This window comes from Enterobacter cloacae complex sp. IR5450, assembly GCF_049238665.1.
GTDB lineage: Bacteria > Pseudomonadota > Gammaproteobacteria > Enterobacterales > Enterobacteriaceae > Enterobacter > Enterobacter hormaechei_C.
On sequence record NZ_JBMKIC010000011.1, the window covers coordinates 34703 to 55317 of the forward strand.

18 protein-coding genes and 2 pseudogenes are annotated in these 20615 nt (G+C 56.1%); 9 read left to right on the top strand and 11 right to left on the bottom strand.

The features are described from left to right. Positions 1-43 precede the first annotated feature (43 nt). Positions 44-2146: a TonB-dependent siderophore receptor gene (locus tag ACOTYB_RS10930; RefSeq protein WP_220153137.1), complete on the bottom strand. Its 2103-nt coding sequence runs from the start codon at positions 2144-2146 to the stop codon at positions 44-46. A 160-nt stretch (positions 2147-2306) separates the two neighbouring features. Between ACOTYB_RS10930 and ycgR the strand changes: the two genes are divergently transcribed. Then, positions 2307-3038 (top strand): flagellar brake protein YcgR, encoded by a 732-nt coding sequence (ycgR, locus tag ACOTYB_RS10935; protein WP_058652332.1) that lies wholly within the window; start codon positions 2307-2309, stop codon positions 3036-3038. A gap of 37 nt (positions 3039-3075) precedes the next feature. On the opposite strand, the gene emtA is transcribed toward ycgR, so the two are convergent. Beyond that, entirely contained in the window at positions 3076-3687 is a 612-nt protein-coding gene (emtA, locus tag ACOTYB_RS10940; RefSeq protein WP_017384310.1) for a membrane-bound lytic murein transglycosylase EmtA, read from the bottom strand. 107 nt (positions 3688-3794) lie between these two features. Here emtA and ldcA point away from each other — a divergent pair, with 107 nt between their 5' ends. Next, positions 3795-4709, top strand: coding sequence for a muramoyltetrapeptide carboxypeptidase (gene ldcA, locus ACOTYB_RS10945; protein ID WP_409248894.1), 915 nt, complete (start codon positions 3795-3797; stop codon positions 4707-4709). A 97-nt stretch (positions 4710-4806) separates the two neighbouring features. Next, positions 4807-6474, top strand: a pseudogene (locus tag ACOTYB_RS10950) (potassium/proton antiporter); the annotation flags it as partial. On the opposite strand, the pseudogene ACOTYB_RS10955 reads toward ACOTYB_RS10950, so the two are convergent. The 3 genes and pseudogenes from ACOTYB_RS10955 to ACOTYB_RS10965 form a co-directional block, all read right to left on the bottom strand. Next, positions 6427-6531, bottom strand: a pseudogene (locus ACOTYB_RS10955) (hypothetical protein); the annotation flags it as partial. The pseudogenes ACOTYB_RS10950 and ACOTYB_RS10955 sit on opposite strands and share 48 nt — an antisense overlap. 105 nt (positions 6532-6636) lie before the next feature. Further along, positions 6637-7707 (bottom strand): catabolic alanine racemase DadX, encoded by a 1071-nt coding sequence (gene dadX, locus ACOTYB_RS10960; RefSeq protein ID WP_220153139.1) that lies wholly within the window; start codon positions 7705-7707, stop codon positions 6637-6639. 9 nt (positions 7708-7716) lie between these two features. Further along, complete coding sequence (locus ACOTYB_RS10965) at positions 7717-9015, bottom strand: D-amino acid dehydrogenase (RefSeq protein ID WP_220153140.1); 1299 nt, start codon at positions 9013-9015, stop codon at positions 7717-7719. A gap of 321 nt (positions 9016-9336) precedes the next feature. Here ACOTYB_RS10965 and ACOTYB_RS10970 point away from each other — a divergent pair, with 321 nt between their 5' ends. Continuing rightward, positions 9337-10869: a SpoVR family protein gene (locus ACOTYB_RS10970; RefSeq protein WP_220153141.1), complete on the top strand. Its 1533-nt coding sequence runs from the start codon at positions 9337-9339 to the stop codon at positions 10867-10869. Between the two features lie 114 nt (positions 10870-10983). Here ACOTYB_RS10970 and fadR read toward each other — a convergent pair whose 3' ends face one another. Continuing rightward, on the bottom strand, positions 10984-11703 hold the full coding sequence (gene fadR / locus ACOTYB_RS10975; RefSeq protein WP_003859951.1) for a fatty acid metabolism transcriptional regulator FadR: 720 nt from the start codon (positions 11701-11703) through the stop codon (positions 10984-10986). Positions 11704-11904: 201 nt separating this feature from the next. On the opposite strand from fadR, the gene nhaB reads away from it, so the two are divergent. After that, entirely contained in the window at positions 11905-13443 is a 1539-nt protein-coding gene (gene nhaB, locus ACOTYB_RS10980; protein ID WP_023314322.1) for a Na(+)/H(+) antiporter NhaB, read from the top strand. A gap of 46 nt (positions 13444-13489) precedes the next feature. Then, positions 13490-14020, top strand: coding sequence for a disulfide bond formation protein DsbB (dsbB, locus tag ACOTYB_RS10985; RefSeq protein ID WP_017693268.1), 531 nt, complete (start codon positions 13490-13492; stop codon positions 14018-14020). Positions 14021-14119: 99 nt separating this feature from the next. On the opposite strand, the gene ACOTYB_RS10990 is transcribed toward dsbB, so the two are convergent. From ACOTYB_RS10990 to ACOTYB_RS11000, 3 genes are all read right to left on the bottom strand, one after another. Beyond that, the gene (locus ACOTYB_RS10990) at positions 14120-14560 is read right to left on the bottom strand and encodes a YcgN family cysteine cluster protein (protein ID WP_015570314.1); all 441 of its coding nucleotides are present in this window, start codon (positions 14558-14560) and stop codon (positions 14120-14122) included. A 93-nt stretch (positions 14561-14653) separates the two neighbouring features. Beyond that, the gene (locus ACOTYB_RS10995; protein ID WP_003859945.1) at positions 14654-15313 is read right to left on the bottom strand and encodes a fumarylacetoacetate hydrolase family protein; all 660 of its coding nucleotides are present in this window, start codon (positions 15311-15313) and stop codon (positions 14654-14656) included. Between the two features lie 47 nt (positions 15314-15360). Next, positions 15361-15636 carry a YcgL domain-containing protein gene (locus ACOTYB_RS11000; protein ID WP_063401624.1) on the bottom strand — a complete coding sequence of 92 codons (276 nt, stop codon included), beginning with the start codon at positions 15634-15636 and terminating at the stop codon, positions 15361-15363. Between the two features lie 123 nt (positions 15637-15759). Between ACOTYB_RS11000 and minC the strand changes: the two genes are divergently transcribed. Genes minC through minE form a run of 3 tightly spaced genes read left to right on the top strand, consistent with a single transcriptional unit; the run spans position 15760 to position 17572 of the window. Continuing rightward, on the top strand, positions 15760-16467 hold the full coding sequence (minC, locus tag ACOTYB_RS11005) for a septum site-determining protein MinC (protein ID WP_017384318.1): 708 nt from the start codon (positions 15760-15762) through the stop codon (positions 16465-16467). 22 nt (positions 16468-16489) lie between these two features. Beyond that, positions 16490-17302: a septum site-determining protein MinD gene (minD, locus tag ACOTYB_RS11010; protein ID WP_003859938.1), complete on the top strand. Its 813-nt coding sequence runs from the start codon at positions 16490-16492 to the stop codon at positions 17300-17302. Positions 17303-17305: 3 nt separating this feature from the next. Next, positions 17306-17572: a cell division topological specificity factor MinE gene (gene minE / locus ACOTYB_RS11015; protein ID WP_003859937.1), complete on the top strand. Its 267-nt coding sequence runs from the start codon at positions 17306-17308 to the stop codon at positions 17570-17572. 86 nt (positions 17573-17658) lie between these two features. Here minE and rnd read toward each other — a convergent pair whose 3' ends face one another. Then, positions 17659-18774 carry a ribonuclease D gene (gene rnd / locus ACOTYB_RS11020; protein ID WP_122959317.1) on the bottom strand — a complete coding sequence of 372 codons (1116 nt, stop codon included), beginning with the start codon at positions 18772-18774 and terminating at the stop codon, positions 17659-17661. A gap of 83 nt (positions 18775-18857) precedes the next feature. Further along, the gene (gene fadD / locus ACOTYB_RS11025) at positions 18858-20543 is read right to left on the bottom strand and encodes a long-chain-fatty-acid--CoA ligase FadD (RefSeq protein WP_072206304.1); all 1686 of its coding nucleotides are present in this window, start codon (positions 20541-20543) and stop codon (positions 18858-18860) included. Between the last annotated feature and the right edge of the window lie 72 nt (positions 20544-20615).

A 20615-nucleotide genomic window follows, 5' to 3' on the forward strand; every position in this document is an offset into this window, starting at 1 on the left:
GTTCCGTGCAATAAAGTGACCCGCTAGCGCCACCGGGCTTTTTTCAGAAGCTGTAACTCGCCCCGACCTGGAAGGTGCGGTCGCGGCCTATCCAGCAGTTGGTCGCGTCATAGCAGGTGAGCGTCTCTTTGTTGGTGACGTTCTGCGCGCTCGCTTTCAGCGTCAGCCCCTCCAGCGATGGCGCCAGTTCACCCATGCGGTAAGATGCCGCCAGATCGTACTGCGTCGTACCGCCCAGCTTGCCTGCGTCGTTGGCTGGCGAGATCTCCATCGGCCCGGTGTAGCGTGCGCCTCCCCCCAGCGTTACCCCTCTCAGCGGCGTGCTGTCGAAGGTGTAATCGCCCCACAGATTAAAGGCGTTCTCAGGGACCTGCGTCGGTCGTTTGCCCTGGTACTTGTCATCTTCGGTATTGATGGCGTGGGTGTAGGCATAGTTGGCAATCAGCGTCAGGTTATCCGTTGGACGACTCATAGCGGAAAGCTCCGCGCCTTTCGATTCCACTTCCCCGGTCTGGCGATAGTTGAGGAAGCCCGGATCGCTGGTCACCACATTTTTCTGACGAATGTTAAACACCGAGGCGGTGAAGGTGGTTGCGTATTCCGCCAGCAGGTATTTCACCCCCCCCTCCTCCTGCTTGCTGGTGGTGGGCTTAACGTCTTTCGCGGTCAGCGTGCCCTGCGGTGATACTGGGGCGAACCCTTCTGAATAACTGATAAACGGCGAGAGTCCATTGTCGAAGGCATAAAGCGCGCCCAGTCGTTTGGTGAGGCGATCCTGCGATACCCAGGCTTTGTCACCGTTTTGCAGATAGTTAGTGGTGACGGAACGGTAGTCGTCATAGCGCAGGCTGGCCAGCATGTTCAGCCCGCCAAACGCAATCTGATCCTGGAGGTAATAGCCATTCTGCTGATAGCTGAGACGGTTTTTCTGCGCGGTTTCAAGCCCCAGCGCATCGTTATCGATCTGCGAGTGATCCGGATGACGCATATCGATACCCGGTGTGGATGAGGCGTAACGATAATGGAAGTGAGAGTTCAGCTTCTGGTAGTCAAAGCCCGCCAGCAGATGATGTTTCCAGTCCCCCAGCGCGACGGTTCGGGTGACCTGGTTATCAATATTGAAGCTCTGCAAATCTTCATCCGTGGTATAGGCGAAGCGGTTAAGCTGGTAGACCTCGCTGCCCGTCCCGGTGGAATAGGCGCTGCGCTGGTGGGTGTCCACGTCAAAGTAGCGCGCTTTCTGGTTAAAGCCCCAGCCACTGTCAAACTCATGCTCAAAGCTGTATCCCAGCATCCACTGGCGCTGCTTAAAGCCGCTCCACTCATCCCCGGCATAGTCACGACGATCGGCGTATTTAGACCGCAGATAGCTTAGCGGCATCGGATCAGACGGCGTCAGGCTCGGCGTATTTTGCGCCAGCGCGTCAATGGTCAGGCGCGTTTTGTCATCAGGCTGCCAGGTCACGGAGGGGGCCACCAGATAGTTTTCATAGCGCGTGGTGTGCGCCTGTTCGTCACTTTCCGTCGCTTTGCCCAGCAGGCGATAGTTCCAGTCGCTGTTCGCGATCTGCCCCGTAGAGTCCAGGTATCCCTCTTTCAGATTGCGGTTTCCGGTATTAAAGCCCAGTTCCGTTTTCGCCTCTTTCTGCGGCTTTTTACTCTGAATATTGACCAGCCCGCCCGGTGAGCCGCCGCCATACAGCACGGATGACGGCCCCTTCAGGATATCGACGCTCTCAATCAGCAGCGGATCGATTCGCGCTTTGGTGTTCCCGGTGACGTTATAGGGAAGTTGCAGGCCGTTGTAGAACTCCTGATCGACGTTGAACCCGCGGATTTTGTACTCGCTCATGTAAGAGGTGCTCCCGCGCACCTCCGTGGAAACGCCCGGCGCATAGCGCAGGATCTCGTTTACCGAACTGGCGTGCCGCTGCTCAATCTCTTTAGCGGCAATGGTGTTGATCACCTGCGGCGTTTTACTTTCCGCGACGGCTGATTTCGTGGCGCTGTTGGTCCAGGCAGGAAGCGCGCTGCCCTGCTCTGTGCCTGTCACCACGATGGTGGATTCTTCTGCGAAAGCCTGTGTTTGCAATGCCAGCGTGACGGCGCCTGCCAACGCGCATAACGCAAAACGTGAAGTGCTCATAGTGTCGTCTTGTTATTAGATGGTATTGGGAACGGCAATTATTATCATTTCCATTAGCAAATCAATATCGGCGGAGAAAAACAGATCGTTTGTATTAAGTTTCATGCCCGCGTGCCGATAACCCAGAGACAGTCTGTCATCTATCGAGGAGCCATCTGGCGTGAGTAGCTACAGTGAGCAGTTCCTGAAACAAAATCCGCTGGCTGTATTAGGGGTGTTACGCGACCTGAAAAAAGGCGAGGTGCCGCTGCGCATCAACTGGTCAACCAGCCAGTTTATCAGCAAGATCCTGGACGTGACGGCAGAGCACCTGATCGTCGATCTGGGTAGCCAGAGCGATGAAAACCGTGCCGCGCTACAGGCAGAGAATCTCTCGGTGATGGCCGAAACGCAGGGGGCGAAAGTCGAGTTTGTGCTGCCTCGTCTGACCGCGATCGCGTACCAGGATTTGCCTGCGTTTATCGCTCCCCTGCCCGCTAACCTCTGGTTCGTGCAACGCCGGGAGTTTTTTCGCATCAGCGCTCCGCTTCACCCGGCCTATTTCTGTAAGGCAAAAATGCCGGACAAAAAAGAGATCCGCTTTCGTCTCTTCGACCTGTCACTGGGCGGGATGGGCGCGTTAATGGATACGCCGAAGCCGGAAGGGCTGGTGGAAGGTATGCGTTTTAGTCAGATTGAGCTGGATATGGGCGGATGGGGACGCTTCTGGTTTGACGCCCAGCTGATTGCCATCAGCGAGCGCAAGGTGGTGGACAGCAAAAACGAAACCATTACCACGCCGCGACTGAGCTTTCGCTTTCTGAATGTCGGGCCAGGCGCCGAACGCGAACTACAGCGCATCATCTTCTCACTGGAGCGTGAAGCGCGGGAACGCGCGAATAAAGTGCGCTGAAAGGCGTCGGGCAGCGTGCTGCCGCCCGACAAAGGCGTTACATGGCGTCCATCGCTTTCTGGACTTTCCAGATATAACGTGGAGCCTGTGCTGACGGATGATTCTTCACAACGTGCTCGAAGAATTCATCTTTATCCATATCGTTAATCTCTTCTATCGCCTCTTTGCGATCGGATGAGAAGGTTCGGAGCAGCGCGCCGGCTCCGTTAACGTACGACACCACCAGTGCATATTGCATCACTTCCGGATCGTCAATCCCCTTCAGAATGCCATGCTCGAGAATGCTCAGGTAAGCGGTTCCCATAGAGATATTACGCTCCGGGTTTTTCAGCTCGCTGGTGGATGGCTGTCCCTTCCAGCCCATGTAGCGATAGACCTCTCTTCCCGCCGTCGAGGCTTTTAACTGCATCAGCCCCACCGCATTCGATTTACTCACCAGCGTCGGGTTGCCGCCGGACTCCACGGCAATGATCGCCGTGATCAGACGCGGGCTCACGCCCCAGGCCTTTCCGGCTTGTTCGCTGATCGGCATCCACTGCATGGCCCGCTTTACCGGCACTTCAGGGTTCCAGGGGGGATTTTGATAATCATGTTTTGAACTACAGCCAGCGAGCAGCACAATCAAAAAAGCAAACCATCTCAATTTCACGTCATCTATCCTTATAGCCGGTCATCGCGGTACGTCGCCCCTTGAAGCAGGCGGCGTATAAGCGGCATGATATAGACAATTAGATTCTCATTCAGCAAGGAATTGCCATGCCTCAGTTTCATCTCATCGCACCGTCAGGCTACTGCATCAATCAGGAGGCGGCACAGCGGGGCGTTCAACGCCTGCTGGAAATGGGCCATCAGGTAGAAAATCAGACAATTATCCCCCGCCGCATGCAGCGTTTTGCCGGTACGGAGGCGCAGAGACTGAGCGATATCAACAGCCTGGCGACGCTGGAAGGTGAAAACACCATTGTGCTGGCCGTGCGCGGCGGCTATGGCGCAAGCCGGCTGCTGGAGAGCATCGACTGGGCCGGGCTGGCCGCGCGCCAGCAGCAGGATCCGCTGTTAATCTGCGGACACAGCGATTTCACGGCGATCCAGCTCGGCCTGCTGGCGTTGCATAACGTCATTACCTTTAGCGGCCCGATGCTGGCCGGTAACTTTGGAGCGCCGGAGCTGGATGCGTTTACGCAGGACCATTTCTGGCGCGCCCTGCAAAACCCGACGTTCACCATCGAGTGGCAAGGCAATGGACCGCACTGGGAATGTGAAGGACAGCTGTGGGGCGGCAACCTCGCGATGATGGTGTCGCTAATTGGTACGCCGTGGTTGCCGCAGATCACGGATGGCGTACTGGTGCTGGAAGATATCAATGAACACCCGTTCCGTGTCGAACGCATGCTGTTGCAGCTGTATCACGCCGGGATCCTGGATCGGCAGTCGGCCATTGTGCTGGGCAGTTTTAGCGGTTCAGCCCCCAACGATTACGATGCGGGCTATTCCCTGGAGACGATGATTGATTTCATTCGTTCCCGCCTGGATATCCCGATGATCGCCGGACTGGATTTCGGCCATGAGCAGCAAACCGTTACGCTGCCGCTGGGCGCCCGGGCGCACCTTGTACACGATAATTCAGGCAGTCGGTTAACCATCAGCGGTCATCCGGTCTTAAAGGCATAAAAAAGCCGTTATTCCCCCTCAATAATACGCAGTTACCGTTGTTAATATGTTAGGGTTTTAATAACAGCGTTCACATTGAGGTGGGAGTAAGACGACATTGGGTGCCACAGCGATAATCAGTCTTTTCATTCTGGGTTCCATCCTGGTAACCTTCAGCATTTTATTAAGTTCATTTTCATCGCGCCTTGGCATACCTATTCTTGTCATTTTCCTAGCTATCGGCATGCTGGCGGGAGTCGACGGAATCGGCGGTATCCCCTTCGATAATTACCCTTTCGCCTATATGGTGAGTAACCTCGCGCTGGCGGTCATCCTGCTGGACGGCGGTATGCGCACCCAGGCAAGTTCGTTCCGCGTGGCCTTAGGCCCGGCGCTGTCTCTGGCGACCGTCGGGGTGCTGATCACCTCTGGCCTGACCGGTATGATGGCGGCCTGGCTGTTTAACCTCGATATTATGGAAGGCCTGCTGATTGGCGCGATTGTCGGCTCGACCGATGCGGCAGCGGTTTTCTCGCTGCTCGGCGGCAAGGGGCTGAACGAACGTGTTGGCTCCACGCTGGAGATTGAATCCGGCAGTAACGATCCGATGGCGGTGTTCCTGACCATCACTCTGATTGAGATGATCCAGCAGCACGAAACCGGCCTGAGCTGGATGTTCGCCTGGCACATCCTCCAGCAGTTTGGCCTGGGGATTATCATTGGTCTCGGCGGCGGTTACCTGTTACAGCAGACGATCAACCGTATTACGCTGCCTTCCGGCCTTTACCCGCTGCTGGCCCTGAGCGGCGGGATCCTGATATTTGCCGTCACCACCGCGCTGGACGGCAGCGGTATTCTGGCGGTTTACCTTTGCGGTTTCCTGTTGGGCAACCGACCGATTCGCAACCGTCACGCCATTTTGCAGAACTTCGACGGTCTGGCCTGGCTGGCGCAGATTGCCATGTTCCTGGTGCTGGGCCTGCTGGTGACGCCGTCGGACCTGCTGCCTATCGCCGTACCGGCGCTGCTTTTGTCGGCCTGGATGATCTTCTTCGCCCGTCCGCTGTCGGTGTTTGCCGGGCTGCTACCGTTCCGCGGATTTAACCTGCGTGAGCGGATATTTATCAGTTGGGTGGGTTTGCGCGGCGCGGTGCCGATTATTCTGGCAGTGTTCCCGATGATGGCCGGGCTGGACAACGCCCGCCTGTTCTTTAACGTCGCCTTCTTCGTGGTGCTGGTGTCGCTGCTGTTCCAGGGGACGTCGCTGGGCTGGGCGGCGAAAAAAGCCAAAGTGGTGGTACCGCCCATTGGCTGGCCGGTCTCCCGCGTGGGGCTGGATATTCACCCTGAGAATCCCTGGGAACAGTTTGTCTACCAGCTAAGCGCCGATAAGTGGTGCGTGGGCGCGTCCCTGCGCGATCTGCATATGCCCGCTGAAACGCGCATTGCCGCCCTGTTCCGGGATAACGCCCTGCTTCACCCGACCGGCAGCACGCGGCTGCGTGAGAACGATATTCTCTGCGTGATTGGCCGCGAGCGCGACCTGCCTGCCCTCGGCAAGCTGTTCAGCCAGTCGCCCCCGGTGGCGCTGGATCAGCGTTTCTTCGGCGATTTTATCCTCGAAGCCAGCGCCCGCTTTGCGGATGTGGCGCTGATTTATGGCCTGGAAGGTGGACTGGAGAATCGCGATAACCAGCAAACACTGGGTGAAATTATTCAGCAATTATTAGGGGCTGCGCCGGTCGTCGGTGACCAGGTGGAGTTTGCCGGGATGATCTGGACGGTAGCCGAGAAAGAAGATAATGCGGTGCGCAAAGTCGGCGTAAGGCCGATGGAGGAAGAGGCGGAGTAGCTGCTTTTTTGCCGGGTGGCGCTAACGCTTACCCGACCTACTTTCGGGCTTTTGTAGGCCGGGTAAGGCGAAGCCGCCACCCGGCACATACACAAGTTACACCGTCACAACAGGCACTCTGGGTGCCAGCGCGCACATCAGCTCATACCCAACGGTGCCCGCCGCAGCGGCCACATCATCAATTTTAACTTCGTTGCCCCACAGCTCAACCGGTGACCCGATCCCCGCCTGGGGACACGGCGTTAAATCAATGGCCAGCATGTCCATTGAGACGGTGCCTACCGTGCCGGTGCGCACGCCATCGACCCACACCGGCGTGCCGCTCGGGGCGATGCGCGGATAACCATCTGCATAGCCCCCCGCCACGATACCGATACGCTGTTCGCCCGCTGCCCGATAACGGCTGCCATAGCCCACCGTATCGCCCGCTTTTAACGTCTGCACGCCGATAATCTCGCTTCGTAACGTCATCACCGGCTTCAGGCCGCTGTTGGCGATATCCTGCCACTGACCTGAGGGTGACGCGCCGTACAGAACGATCCCCGGACGCACCCAGTTGTAGTGCGCTTCAGGATGCCAGAGCGTTGCCGCTGAGTTCGACAGCGAGCGCGGACAGTCCAGCCCTTCTGCCGCCTGCTCAATGCGGACTATGGCATCGGCAATTCCGTCCGGCTTTTCCGCATCGGCGAAATGCGCCATCAGCGTCATCTCACCGACGTTTTTCAGCGCACGAAGCTGCTGCCAGACCGTGTGCACCCGTTCAGGCTGAAAGCCCAGACGGTTCATCCCGCTGTTCACTTTGAGATAGATATCCAGCGGGGCATGCAGCTTCGCGTCCTGAATCGCCTTGATCTGCCAGTTACTATGAACGCTGGTCGTCAGGCGGTACTTATCCAGCAGAGGCAGATCCTGCGCATGGAAGAATCCTTCCAGCAGCAGGATCGGTCCTTTCCAGCCGCGCTCGCGCAGCAGGATGGCCTCTTCCAGATTCAGCAGGGCAAAACCATCGGTGGCGCCGAGCGCACTCCAGATACGGTCGATACCATGACCGTAGGCGTTGGCTTTCACCACCGACCAGACACGAGAACCCGACGCAGCACGGCGAACAATTTGCAGGTTATCCTTCAGCGCCTGCAAATCCAGCTGGGCCAGAATAGGACGGGACATTGCGACTCCTTAATTATGCGCGCCGTGCAGGTGTTGTGGACGCGATGGGGTAAACCCTGATTGATAGCGTGCGGCGCTCAAATCGTCAAACGGAATTGCCGGCGTCCGCCCGGAGATCAGGTCGCTCAGCAGCTGGCCCGAACCGCAGGCCATGGTCCAGCCAAGCGTGCCGTGGCCGGTGTTGGTCCACAGATTTTTGTATGGCGTACGGCCCACAATCGGCGTGCCGTCCGGGGTCATTGGGCGCAGGCCGGTCCAGAACGTCGCCTGCTCAATGAAGCCGCCGCGCGGGAAGAGATCGCCCACGACCATCTCCAGCGTTTCACGACGCGGTTTAAGCAGCTCAGTATTAAAGCCCACGATTTCCGCCATGCCGCCGACGCGGATCCGGTTATCGAAGCGGGTGATGGCGATTTTGTAGGTTTCATCAAGAATGGTCGAGACCGGCGCACCGCTGTCCTCTTTCACAGGAATGGTCAGGGAGTAGCCTTTCAGCGGATAGACCGGGATATCCAGGATCCCTTTCAGCATCGCGGTTGAGTAGGAGCCAAACGCCATCACGTAGGCATCGGCTTTGATTACCTCTTCCCCACACTTCACGCCGTAAATCTTCTCCCCTTCCGACAGCAGTTTGTCGACAGAAGTATTGAAGCGGAATTTCACCCCGGCCTGCTCACACATGCGCGCCAGACGCTGGATGAAAAGCTGGCAGTCGCCGGTTTCATCGTTCGGTAAACGCAGACCGCCCGTCAGCTTGTGCGCGACCTCGGCAAGCGCTGGCTCCACCTGCGCCAGCTGGCTGGCTTCCAGCAGCTGATACGGTACGCCCGCATCTTCAAGCACGGCGATATCGCGGGTCGCGTTTTCGTACTGTTGCGCGGTACGGAACAGCTGAAGCGTGCCGCCCTGGCGTCCTTCATATTCAATGCCCGTTGAGGCACGCAGCGCCTTCAGGCAGTCGCGGCTGTATTCCGCCAGACGCACCATGCGCCCTTTGTTTTCCATATAGTGGCGGGTGTCGCAGTTGCGCAGCATCTGCCACATCCACTTAAGCTGGAACTGCGTGCCGTCGAGGCTGATCGCCAGCGGCGCATGTCGCTGAAACATCCATTTGATCGCCTTCAGCGGAACGCCCGGGGCCGCCCACGGCGCAGCGTAGCCCGGGGAGATTTGCCCCGCATTCGCCGCACTGGTTTCCAGCGCCGGACCGGATTCGCGATCGATAACGGTAACCTCATGTCCCGCCTGACTTAAATACCAGGCGCTGGTTACGCCAACGACACCACTTCCCAGTATGACAACACGCATAGCCACTCCATTATGAGCAAAAGAACAATCATCTAATTACAGATTGATAACCTAGTTGAAAATATTATTCAACATATGACTTTTTTATGGTGACTCAACTCACATATCCCGCTGTATCAGGGGATAGCGCTTATTTGGGATCTCCTGCTGCGCGTTATTTTTAACCAGTAGAAAATTCTGTGAGCACCGCTTTTTTTGCCGTATCGAAAACGTGAAATCGCAAAGAAAAAATTTCTGCGCCCCGCGTATTTGAATGGGGTGATCTATGCTTGAAAGGAGGCTCTCCAGTCAGAGAGAGCGACCAACAACGAGGGCGCGCTAATGGCTACACTAGATTCCATGTCCAGGGACAGCACCCGTCTGAGCGATGGACCCGACTGGACCTTCGAGTTGCTGGATGTCTACCTGGCGGAGATCGACCGGGTGGCCAAACTCTATCGTCTGGATACCTACCCCCATCAGATTGAAGTCATCACCTCGGAACAGATGATGGACGCTTACTCCAGCGTCGGGATGCCGATTAACTATCCGCACTGGTCGTTTGGTAAAAAATTCATTGAGACAGAGCGGCTGTATAAGCACGGGCAGCAGGGATTGGCGTATGAAATCGTCATTAACTCTAACCCGTGTATTGCCTATCTGATGGAGGAGAACACCATTACCATGCAGGCGCTGGTGATGGCGCACGCCTGCTATGGACATAACTCGTTCTTCAAAAATAACTATCTGTTCCGCAGCTGGACGGACGCCAGCTCCATCGTTGATTACCTCATCTTCGCCCGTAACTACATTACCGACTGCGAAGAGCGCTACGGCGTGGACGAAGTGGAGAAACTGCTGGACTCCTGCCACGCGCTGATGAACTACGGCGTTGACCGCTATAAGCGTCCGCAGAAGATCTCCTTGCAGGAGGAGAAAGCCCGGCAGAAAAGCCGCGAGGAGTATCTGCAAAGCCAGGTGAATATGCTGTGGCGCACCCTGCCAAAACGTGAAGAGGAGAAAACCGTCGCCGAGGCGCGTCGCTACCCTTCCGAGCCGCAGGAAAACCTGCTCTACTTTATGGAGAAAAACGCCCCACTGCTGGAGCCCTGGCAGCGTGAGATCCTGCGCATCGTGCGCAAGGTGAGCCAGTATTTCTATCCGCAGAAGCAGACCCAGGTCATGAACGAAGGCTGGGCGACCTTCTGGCACTACACCATTCTGAACCACCTGTATGACGAGGGAAAAGTCTCTGAACGGTTTATGATGGAGTTCCTGCACAGCCACACCAACGTGGTGTTCCAGCCGGCATATAACAGCCCGTGGTACAGCGGTATTAACCCGTACGCGCTCGGCTTTGCCATGTTCCAGGATATCAAGCGTATTTGTCAGTCGCCCACCGAAGAGGACAAATACTGGTTCCCGGATATTGCCGGTTCCGACTGGCTGGAAACGCTGCACTTCGCGATGCGTGATTTTAAGGATGAGAGCTTTATCAGCCAGTTCATGTCGCCGAAGATCATGCGTGATTTCCGCTTCTTCACCGTACTGGATGATGACCGCAACAACTTCCTGGAGATCTCCGCGATCCACAACGAAGAGGGCTATCGCGAGATCCGCTCGCGCCTGTCGTCCCAGTACAATCTGAGTAATCTTGAGCCGAACATTCAGGTCTGGAACGTGGATCTGCGCGGCGATCGCTCTCTGACGTTGCGCTATATTCCGCACAACCGCGCGCCGCTGGATAAGGGGCGTAAGGAAGTGCTGAAGCATGTGCATCGCCTGTGGGGATTTGACGTCTTGCTGGAGCAGCAGAACGAAGATGGCAGCGTGGAGCTGCTGGAGCGGTGTCCGGTGCGGTTGAATACGCTGTAGTGGGATTTTTTGCCCGGTGGCGCTACGCTTACCGGGCCTACGGGACCTGTAGGCCGGGTCAGGCGAAGCCGCCACCCGGCGAAAAAAAACCTCTCAATCGAGAGGTTTTTTCTTTTACCGGCCCTGAATCGCTAAATCACCCGGCAGCGTTTTCTGCATCCGGTGCCAGATTTCACCGGAGTCGTGGCCGTAACGACGCACGGTTTCATAGACCTGATCGTGCAGCCCTTCGGTGCAGAGTTTGCTCAGTTTATGATAGAAGCCGAGCGCCAGACTGCGGGCTTCAGGGTTAGCAAAGTAGTGACGACCAATGCGCGTATATAACCCTTTCATCCCATTAAGGATCAGACCGTAAACCGGATTGCCGGAAGCAAACGCCAGACCACGGAACACGTTGTAATCCAGGGTCGCAAAGGCATCCGCGTGGTCTTCCACCTCATTGGCGGTAGCAAGTACCTTCAGCGCATCTTCAGGGTGCTGGCGAAACGCGGTGCGGATGAAAATGGTGGCGATGTTGGTGCGCACGGAAAGCAGATTATCAATCAGCTGCGGTACACTTTCGTGATCGAGACGCGCCAGCGTTTCAAGAATGTTCAGCCCGGACGTTTCCCAGAAGTTATTCACTTTAGTGGGTTTGCCATGCTGTATCGTCAACCAGCCATCGCGCGCCAGACGCTGGAGCACTTCTCGCAGCGTGGTACGGGTGACGCCAATCAGTTCAGAGAGTTCGCGTTCAGCAGGTAGAATTGATCCCGCAGGGAAACGATTATTCCAGATGCTTTCAATGATGTACTCTTCCGCGAAACCCGCCGGGCTCTGCGCCTTAATGACCATAGTGAGATTTCCATTACACAGCTTTAGCAAATTACACTCATCATACCAGAGGCGTGCAGAGGCAGATAGCGCAGCAGAGACAGAAAAGAGGGATCGCCGTTTCATTTTTATGAAATTTACAAATGGCTTAATCCCCCGCTCTGCCGCCATTTTTGCGTATACTGATGTCTTGTCTTATTTGACGGGGAAAGGACGTCTGTCGTGGAAATTTCATTTGGGCGCGCGCTGTGGCGCAACTTTTTAGGTCAGTCACCTGACTGGTACAAACTCACTTTACTGGTATTCCTGGTCGTTAATCCCGTTATCTTTTTGCTGGATCCCTTCGTTGCCGGGTGGATGTTGGTCGCCGAGTTTATCTTTACCCTGGCGATGGCGCTGAAGTGCTATCCGCTGTTGCCCGGCGGGCTGCTGGCGCTGGAAGCTGTGGTCATTGGAATGACCAGCGCGGAGCATGTTAAAAACGAGATAGCGTCGAATCTTGAAGTCCTGCTGCTGCTGATCTTCATGGTGGCGGGGATCTACTTTATGAAGCAGCTTCTGCTGTTTATCTTCACCCGTTTGCTGCTGAGCATTCCGTCGAAAACGCTGCTCTCGCTGGCGTTTTGCCTTGCCGCAGCCTTCCTCTCTGCCTTCCTGGATGCGCTGACGGTCGTGGCGGTAGTGATCAGCGTCGCCGTCGGCTTTTACGGGATTTACCACCGGGTGGCCTCGTCTCGTCCTGGCGATAACTTGCAGGACGACAGCCACGTTGAGGCGCACAACCGCGATGTGCTGGAACAGTTCCGCGCATTTCTGCGCAGCCTGATGATGCATGCGGGCGTGGGGACGGCGCTGGGCGGCGTGATGACCATGGTCGGGGAGCCGCAAAACCTGATTATCGCCAAAGCAGCTGAGTGGCATTTTGGCGAATTTTTCCTGCGCATGGCGCCGGTCAGCGTACCCGTGCTGGTCTGCGGGTTAGCCACCTGTGTGCTGGTCGAAAAATTCAACCTCTTTGGGTATGGCGCGACGTTGCCCGATCAGGTCCGCCAGGAGCTGCATAAGTTTGACGAGCAGAGCCGCAAACAACGCACGCGCCAGGAGACGCTGCGCCTGATTGCACAGGGCTTCATCGGCGTGTGGCTTATCGCTGCGCTGGCCTTCCACCTTGCCGAGGTGGGGCTGATTGGCCTGTCGGTAATTATCCTTGCAACCAGCCTGGGCGGCGTTACGGACGAACATGCTATCGGAAAAGCCTTTACCGAAGCGCTGCCGTTTACCGCCCTGCTGGCGGTGTTTTTTGCCGTCGTGGCGGTGATTATTGACCAACATCTGTTCGCGCCGATCATCGCGTTTGTGCTTCAGGCTACGCCAGATTCGCAGCTAACGCTGTTCTATTTGTTTAACGGTCTGTTGTCCTCTATATCCGATAACGTCTTTGTCGGGACGGTATACATCAATGAGGCCAAAGCCGCGATGGAGCAAGGGATTGTCAGCAGTGAACAGTTCGAGCTGCTGGCGGTGGCGATCAACACCGGAACCAACCTCCCCTCCGTGGCAACCCCGAACGGTCAGGCGGCATTCCTCTTCCTTCTGACCTCGGCACTGGCGCCACTCATACGACTTTCTTATGGAAGAATGGTCTGGATGGCGCTGCCGTATACGCTGGTGCTTACCCTGGTTGGTTTACTGTGCATCAAAATTACTCTCGTTCCCTGTACGCAATGGTTATTGCAAGCAGGTATACTTGCGGCGCATTAAAATTCGTTTACACTGCGCTGTCTAAGCATGTTCCAGGGAAATGATTATGTTGCGATTTTTGAACCAGTGCTCACGCGGTCGCGGAGCGTGGTTGTTGATGGCCCTGACCGCCTTTGCGCTGGAAATGGTCGCGCTGTGGTTTCAGCATGTGATGGGGCTGAAACCTTGCGTACTGTGTATTTATGAGCGTTGTGCGCTGTTCGGCATTATGGGCGCGGGTCTGGTAGGTGCGATTGCACCCAAATCACCGTTACGCTATGCGGCAATTGCCATCTGGCTGTACAGCGCCGGGAAAGGCATTGCGCTTGCCTGGGAGCACACCCAAATGCAGCTTCACCCGTCGCCGTTTATGACCTGCGATTTTGCCGCCCGCTTCCCGAGCTGGCTGCCGCTGGATAAATGGCTGCCGCAGGTGTTTGTGGCCTCCGGTGACTGCTCTGTACGCCAGTGGGAATTCCTGACGCTCGAGATGCCGCAGTGGCTGGTGGGCATTTTTGTCGCCTACTTTGTGGTGGCGCTGCTGGTGCTGATTGCCCAGCCGTTCAAACCAAAGAAACGCGATCTTTTTGGAAGGTAAAAGCAGAACGGCAACGTCAGTTTTGCAGGTCGGGTAAGCGCAGCGCCACTCGACACAATTGTGAACAATAAAAAACCCGCCTCGGCGGGTTTTTTATTATCACCGATTAGGGTGATTCATAATGTGGTCTTCCCAGTCCCGCACCTCGGACTCTTTCACCGCAATGTGGCGCACGGAAATACGTTCGCCGTGCATCGCCGCTTTCGACCCCGTCAACAGCGGATGCCATGTGGGCAGATCTTTCCCTTCCGCCAGCAGGCGATACGCGCAGGTATGCGGCAGCCACTCAAAGGTCGGTAGATTTTCACGGGTTAACTTGATGCAGTCCGGCTCATATTCGAAACGGCGCTCATAGTTGCGGCACTGACAGGTTTTGATGTTTAACTGCTTGCAGGCTACGTTGGTGAAATAGATCTCGTCCGAATCTTCATCCATCAGCTTATGCAGGCAGCACTGCCCGCAGCCGTCACACAACGATTCCCACTCCGCGTCGGTCATGTCGTCGAGAGTTTTGCTTTGCCAGAAAGGAATGTCGTTCATCGGGATGTCCACACGTCAAAATAGAGCGCACCTTATAACGAGTCTGGCACGTTGATGCAAGTTTTGCCGCCCTTTTCAGGCGGCAAGGTGCTTTTACAGCACGCGGGTTTTCAGCGACAGGCCGTTAAAACTGACATCCAGTTCGTCGCCGCTAAGCAGCGGCCCCACACCTTCCGGAGTGCCGGTGAGGATCACGTCGCCAGGTTTCAGGGTGAAGAAGCGGCTCATGTAGGCAATCAGCGGAACGATCTTATGGATCATGTCAGCGGTCGTTCCCTGCTGGCGGATCTCGCCGTTGACCTTCAGGCTGAGCGGCGTGTTCTGCGGATCGTCGGTAAATTCACTCACCGGAATGAAACCGGAAATCGGGCATGAATTATCAAAACCCTTCGCTTTTTCCCACGGCTGCCCCGCTTTCTTCATTTTGCCCTGAACATCACGCAGCGTCAGGTCAAGCGCGACACCGTAACCCGCAATCGCTTTCTCTACATGCTCTTCGGTCGCCTGGCGCAGCGTCGCGCCGATCAGCACCGCCAGCTCCACTTCATGATGCACCGAGCCCAGTCCCTGCGGCAGAACCAGCGGCTGGCGAATATCGCACAGTGCGGTTTCTGGCTTAATAAACAGAACCGGCTCTTCCGGCACGGCGCTGCCCATCTCCTGAATATGTTTTGCATAGTTGCTGCCCACGCAGACCACTTTGCTGACGGGATAATCCAGTAATGCACCTTGCCAGTTATGATGTTGATACATGGTCGACCCCTAATCGGTTGATGAGTTGTTCCCGGAAGGACCCGGGCTTATTTCTTTCCGCTCACCTCAAGATGCTGTTTTAATAAATTCTCCGGTGGCGGCGGAAGCTGTAAATAATAGCCCTGCTCGGTTAACGCCTTTTTGACTTTCTCCAGATCGGCGTTCACCAGCTTCTTATGGCCGTCCAGCGGCAGCAGCATCGCCAGCTGCGGTCGGCCAAAGCTTTTCATTAATTCTTCAGGCACGCGGGAAAAATCGTCTTTCTTTTCGACATAAAGGTAGGTCTGGTCGCGGCTGGTACTTCTGTAGATCACACAAAACATGTTTTTACTCTGAATTAACGGGTGGTTGCTTGCCTCAATATACTCCTGACTATAACATGCCTGATACTCTTCGGAATATCGCGGCGATGTGTTGCGGTTAATAGCAAATTGAGTAAGGCCAGGATGTCAAATACGCCCATCGAGCTTAAAGGCAGTAGCTTCACCTTATCAGTGGTTCATTTGCATGATGCAAAACCCGAGGTTATTCGTCAGGCGTTAGAAGACAAAATCGCGCAGGCTCCCGCTTTTCTTAAGCATGCTCCTGTCGTCGTCAATGTAAGCGACCTTGAGGGGCCGGTTAACTGGAAGCGGCTCCAGCAGGCCGTCGCCTCCACGGGGTTGCGCATCGTGGGCATTAGCGGCTGCAAAGACGCAGAGTTAAAAGCCGAAATTGAACGCGCGGGTTTGCCCTTGTTAAACGAGGGCAAAGAAAAAGCCCCACGTGCAACGCCTGCAACCGTTCCCGCTCCCCCGCCTCCGGCGCAAAATGTAGCCCCAGTCACAAAAACGCGATTGATTGATCTGCCGGTTCGTTCCGGTCAGCGCATTTATGCGCCAAACTGTGATCTGATTGTTACAAGCCACGTCAGTGCGGGCGCTGAACTGATTGCAGATGGCAATATTCACGTTTACGGTATGATGCGTGGACGTGCGCTTGCGGGCGCCAGCGGCGATCGAGAAGCACAAATTTTTTGTACTCACCTGACGGCAGAACTGGTGTCTATCGCAGGTGAATATTGGCTGAGCGATAAAATCCCAGCCGAATTTTATGGCAAAGCGGCCCGTCTGCAACTGGCAGATAACGCTTTGACCGTTCAACCGTTAAATTGATCCCTTTTAACAAGGAATTTCTATGGCACGCATTATTGTTGTGACTTCGGGTAAAGGAGGCGTTGGCAAGACCACCTCCAGCGCGGCCATCGCTACTGGTTTGGCCCAGAAGGGAAAGAAAACCGTCGTAATCGACTTCGATATCGGTCTGCGTAACCTGGACCTGATCATGGGTTGCGAGCGTCGCGTGGTGTATGACTTCGTGAACGTCATTCAGGGCGATGCCACCCTTAACCAGGCGCTGATTAAAGATAAGCGTACCGAGAACCTCTACATTCTTCCGGCGTCCCAGACCCGTGATAAAGACGCCCTGACCCGCGAAGGCGTGGAAAAGGTGCTCGACGATCTGAAAAAGATGGAGTTCGACTTTGTGGTCTGCGACTCCCCGGCCGGTATCGAAACCGGCGCGCTGATGGCGCTCTACTTCGCGGATGAAGCCATCATCACCACCAACCCGGAGGTCTCGTCAGTACGTGATTCCGACCGTATTCTCGGCATTCTGGCCTCGAAATCCCGTCGCGCGGAAAATGGCCAGGAGCCAATCAAAGAGCACCTGCTGCTGACCCGCTACAACCCGGGCCGGGTGAACAAAGGTGACATGCTGAGCATGGAAGACGTGCTGGAGATCCTGCGCATCAAACTGGTTGGCGTGATCCCGGAAGATCAGTCCGTGTTGCGCGCCTCTAACCAGGGCGAGCCCGTGATCCTGGATACACAGGCAGACGCGGGTAAAGCGTATGCGGATACCGTTGACCGTCTGCTGGGAGAAGAACGTCCTTTCCGCTTCATTGAAGAAGAGAAGAAAGGTTTCCTCAAACGCCTGTTCGGAGGATAAGTTATGGCATTACTGGACTTTTTTCTCTCGCGGAAAAAAAGCACCGCCAACATCGCAAAAGAACGTCTGCAAATCATTGTGGCGGAACGTCGTCGTAGCGACGCCGAACCGCACTACCTGCCGCAGCTGCGCAAAGACATTCTGGAAGTGATCTGCAAATACGTGCAGATTGACCCGGAAATGGTCACCGTTCAGCTGGAGCAAAAAGACGGGGATATTTCGATTCTGGAGCTGAACGTCACGCTTCCGGAAGCGGAAGAGTCGCGTTAATCCGGTTGTGGTTTTGTAGGCCGGGCAAGCAACGCGCCACCCGGCAATTTCCCCGGTGGCGCTGCGCTTACCGGGGCTACAATTCTTTAGCGCGGATACCCTTCCAGCAGGGTATTCAGGCGTTCGGCCATCAGTTCCCCCCGCCATCCGGCGACCAGCTCCGGTAAACCATTTTGCGGTTTCAACTTCCAGTGCCAGTTCAGCAGCTGGTTAATCTGACGACGTGAAGCCAGCAGTTCGGCACTGAGTTTGCTTTCCCCCGCCACCGTCTGCACCAGCGCTTTGATATCTTTGAATGCCTTGCGGTAGCCCGGCATATCCATCAGGTTAAGCAGTGGTTCTGGCAGTGCGTCCTCCGGCAGCTGCTGAGCTTTCTCTACCAGCGCGAGCAGCGTTTTACCGTGGAAACGGATCTCACTCCCGGAAAGGCCAATGCTGTCCAGTTCGCCAAGGCTACCCGGCATATAGCGCGCCACCGCCCACAGGTGTTCTTCACGCACCACGAAGTTAACCGCCAGATCGCGCTCACGTGCTTTACGCAGACGCCAGTCAGCCAGCAGTTGCAGACAGGCCAGCTGGCGGGTGCGCAGCTGCCAGGCGTTGGTGATGTCACGCCAGGCCTCTTTCGGATCAACCACTTCCTGACGACGCTGCTGCGTCATGCGGCACTCGTCCAGTGCGGCAGACAGCCAGCCGGACGCCTCAGCCTCTTTCATAAGCTGGCCGGCAATTGGAAGAAGGTAAAAGACGTCTGCCGCGGCGTATTCAAGCTGACGCGCCGTTAGGGGACGCGCGAGCCAGTCGGTACGCGATTCGCTCTTATCCAGCGTCAGACCGGTGTACTCTTCCACCATCGCGGCGAAGCCCCAGGAGAGCGGACGACCGCTGAACGCCGCGAGGATCTGGGTATCAATCAGCGGCTGCGGCATGATGCCAAAAGTGTTGAGAAAGACTTCCAGATCTTCACTGCCCGCGTGCAGATATTTGGTCACGGCGGTATCCAGCAACAGCTCGCGCATTGGCGCCCAGTCGGTAATGCCGAGGGGGTCAATCAATGACACGTGTTTGCCGTCATACATCTGAATCAGACCCAGCTGCGGATAGTACGTTCGGGTGCGGACAAATTCCGTATCCAGGGCGATAGCGGGAAATTCACGCGTCACCTCGCACAGCGAAGCCAGCTCGTCGTTGGTAGTGATCATCTGGTAATTCAAATCGGACTCTCTTTTGTTTGCGCCCATAAAAAACGCCGGCTTAACCGGCGTCTGGGCGATTAACGTGAAGCTCAGGCCTTATTGTCCACTTTGGCACGGGCTTCGTCACGTAATTCTCGTCGTAATATCTTCCCGACGTTGGATTTCGGCAGCTCATCCCGGAATTCCACCAGCTTCGGCACTTTATAGCCCGTCAGCTGACGGCGACAGAACGTTATCAGCGCATCCTCGGTCAGAGAAGGATCTTTCTTGACCACAAATATCTTCACCGCTTCACCGCTGCTGCCGGAAGGAACGCCCACCGCCGCCACTTCCAGCACGCCGCTGTGCTGCATCACCACGTCTTCGATTTCGTTCGGATAGACGTTAAACCCTGACACAAGGATCATGTCTTTCTTGCGATCGACGATGCGCAGGAAGCCTTCGTCATCCATCACCGCGATGTCGCCCGTGTGCAGCCAGCCGTCTTTGATGATCTCATCCGTGGCATCCGGACGTTGCCAGTAGCCCAGCATCACCTGCGGCCCTCTGACACACAGCTCCCCTGGCTCACCGTGAGGCACTTCGTTATCCTCATCATCCACCAGTTTTGCTTCCGTCGACGGGACCGGCAGACCGATACTGCCGCTGTGGTAGTCGATGTCATGCGGGTTAACGCTGACCAGCGGGGCGCACTCCGTCAGGCCATAGCCTTCCAGCAGGTACTGCCCGGTGAGTTTCACCCAGCGCTCGGCAACAGCCTGCTGAACCGGCATCCCGCCGCCCGCGGAGAGGTGCAGCGTGGAGAAATCGAGCTGCTGGAACTCTTTATTGTTAAGCAGCGCGTTAAACAGGGTGTTCACGCCGGTCATGGCGGTGAACGGGTATTTCGCCAGCTCTTTGACCAGCCCCGGGATATCGCGCGGGTTGGTGATCAATACGTTTTGACCGCCAAGCTCGATAAACAGCAGGCAGTTCATGGTCAGCGCAAAAATGTGATACAGCGGAAGCGCGGTGATCACCAGCTCCTTGCCCGGGTGCAGCAGCGGCCCGTAGGTGGCGTTAACCTGCTCAAGGTTCGCCAGCATGTTATGGTGGGTCAGCATCGCCCCTTTCGCCACGCCGGTGGTGCCGCCCGTGTATTGCAGGAAGGCCAGATCCTCGGACACGATCTCCGGCTTTACGTATTGCATCCGGTAGCCCGCATGCAGGGCGCGGCGGAAGGAGATGGCATCCGGCAGGTGGTATTTCGGCACCAGCCGCTTAACGTATTTAACGACAAAGTTGACCAGCGTACCTTTCGCGGTAGAGAGCTGGTCACCCATGCGCGTCAGGATGACGTGCTTAACCTGAGTTTTTTCAACGACTTTTTCCAGCGTGTGGGCAAAGTTGGAGACAATCACAATCGCCGCCGCGCCGCTGTCATTCAACTGATGTTCCAGCTCGCGCGGGGTATAGAGCGGGTTAACGTTAACCACGATCATCCCTGCCCTGAGGATGCCGAACAGCGCCACCGGGTATTGCAGAAGGTTTGGCATCATCAGCGCGACGCGATCCCCTTTCTGCAAGCCCAACCCTTCCTGTAAATAGGCCGCAAACGCCCGGCTGCGTTCTTCCAGCTTACGGAAGGTCATCACTTCGCCCATATTCACAAACGCGGGCTGGTCAGCGTAGCGCCGTACCGAGTGTTCAAATAGTTCAATCAGGGATTGATAACGGTCAGGATTGATCTCCGCAGGGACATCCGCGGGATAACGGTTAAGCCAAACCTTTTTCAATGCATCACCTCTGAAATGAGTGTTCGTCGTCATCACAGCCCCGATAATAAACAGTTTGTTAACATTATATTA

What these genes read in the sequence shown, in the direction of transcription:
- ACOTYB_RS10930 (WP_220153137.1), bottom strand. Translation starts at nt 2,146, where the DNA reads ATGAGCACTTCACGTTTTGCGTTATGCGCGTTGGCAGGCGCCGTCACG.
- ldcA (WP_409248894.1), top strand. Translation starts at nt 3,795, where the DNA reads ATGCCTCAGTTTCATCTCATCGCACCGTCAGGCTACTGCATCAATCAG.
- dadX (WP_220153139.1), bottom strand. Translation starts at nt 7,707, where the DNA reads ATGTCCCGTCCTATTCTGGCCCAGCTGGATTTGCAGGCGCTGAAGGAT.
- ACOTYB_RS10965 (WP_220153140.1), bottom strand. Translation starts at nt 9,015, where the DNA reads ATGCGTGTTGTCATACTGGGAAGTGGTGTCGTTGGCGTAACCAGCGCC.
- ACOTYB_RS10970 (WP_220153141.1), top strand. Translation starts at nt 9,337, where the DNA reads ATGGCTACACTAGATTCCATGTCCAGGGACAGCACCCGTCTGAGCGAT.
- fadR (WP_003859951.1), bottom strand. Translation starts at nt 11,703, where the DNA reads ATGGTCATTAAGGCGCAGAGCCCGGCGGGTTTCGCGGAAGAGTACATC.
- dsbB (WP_017693268.1), top strand. Translation starts at nt 13,490, where the DNA reads ATGTTGCGATTTTTGAACCAGTGCTCACGCGGTCGCGGAGCGTGGTTG.
- ACOTYB_RS10990 (WP_015570314.1), bottom strand. Translation starts at nt 14,560, where the DNA reads ATGAACGACATTCCTTTCTGGCAAAGCAAAACTCTCGACGACATGACC.
- ACOTYB_RS10995 (WP_003859945.1), bottom strand. Translation starts at nt 15,313, where the DNA reads ATGTATCAACATCATAACTGGCAAGGTGCATTACTGGATTATCCCGTC.
- ACOTYB_RS11000 (WP_063401624.1), bottom strand. Translation starts at nt 15,636, where the DNA reads ATGTTTTGTGTGATCTACAGAAGTACCAGCCGCGACCAGACCTACCTT.
- minC (WP_017384318.1), top strand. Translation starts at nt 15,760, where the DNA reads ATGTCAAATACGCCCATCGAGCTTAAAGGCAGTAGCTTCACCTTATCA.
- minD (WP_003859938.1), top strand. Translation starts at nt 16,490, where the DNA reads ATGGCACGCATTATTGTTGTGACTTCGGGTAAAGGAGGCGTTGGCAAG.
- minE (WP_003859937.1), top strand. Translation starts at nt 17,306, where the DNA reads ATGGCATTACTGGACTTTTTTCTCTCGCGGAAAAAAAGCACCGCCAAC.
- rnd (WP_122959317.1), bottom strand. Translation starts at nt 18,774, where the DNA reads ATGATCACTACCAACGACGAGCTGGCTTCGCTGTGCGAGGTGACGCGT.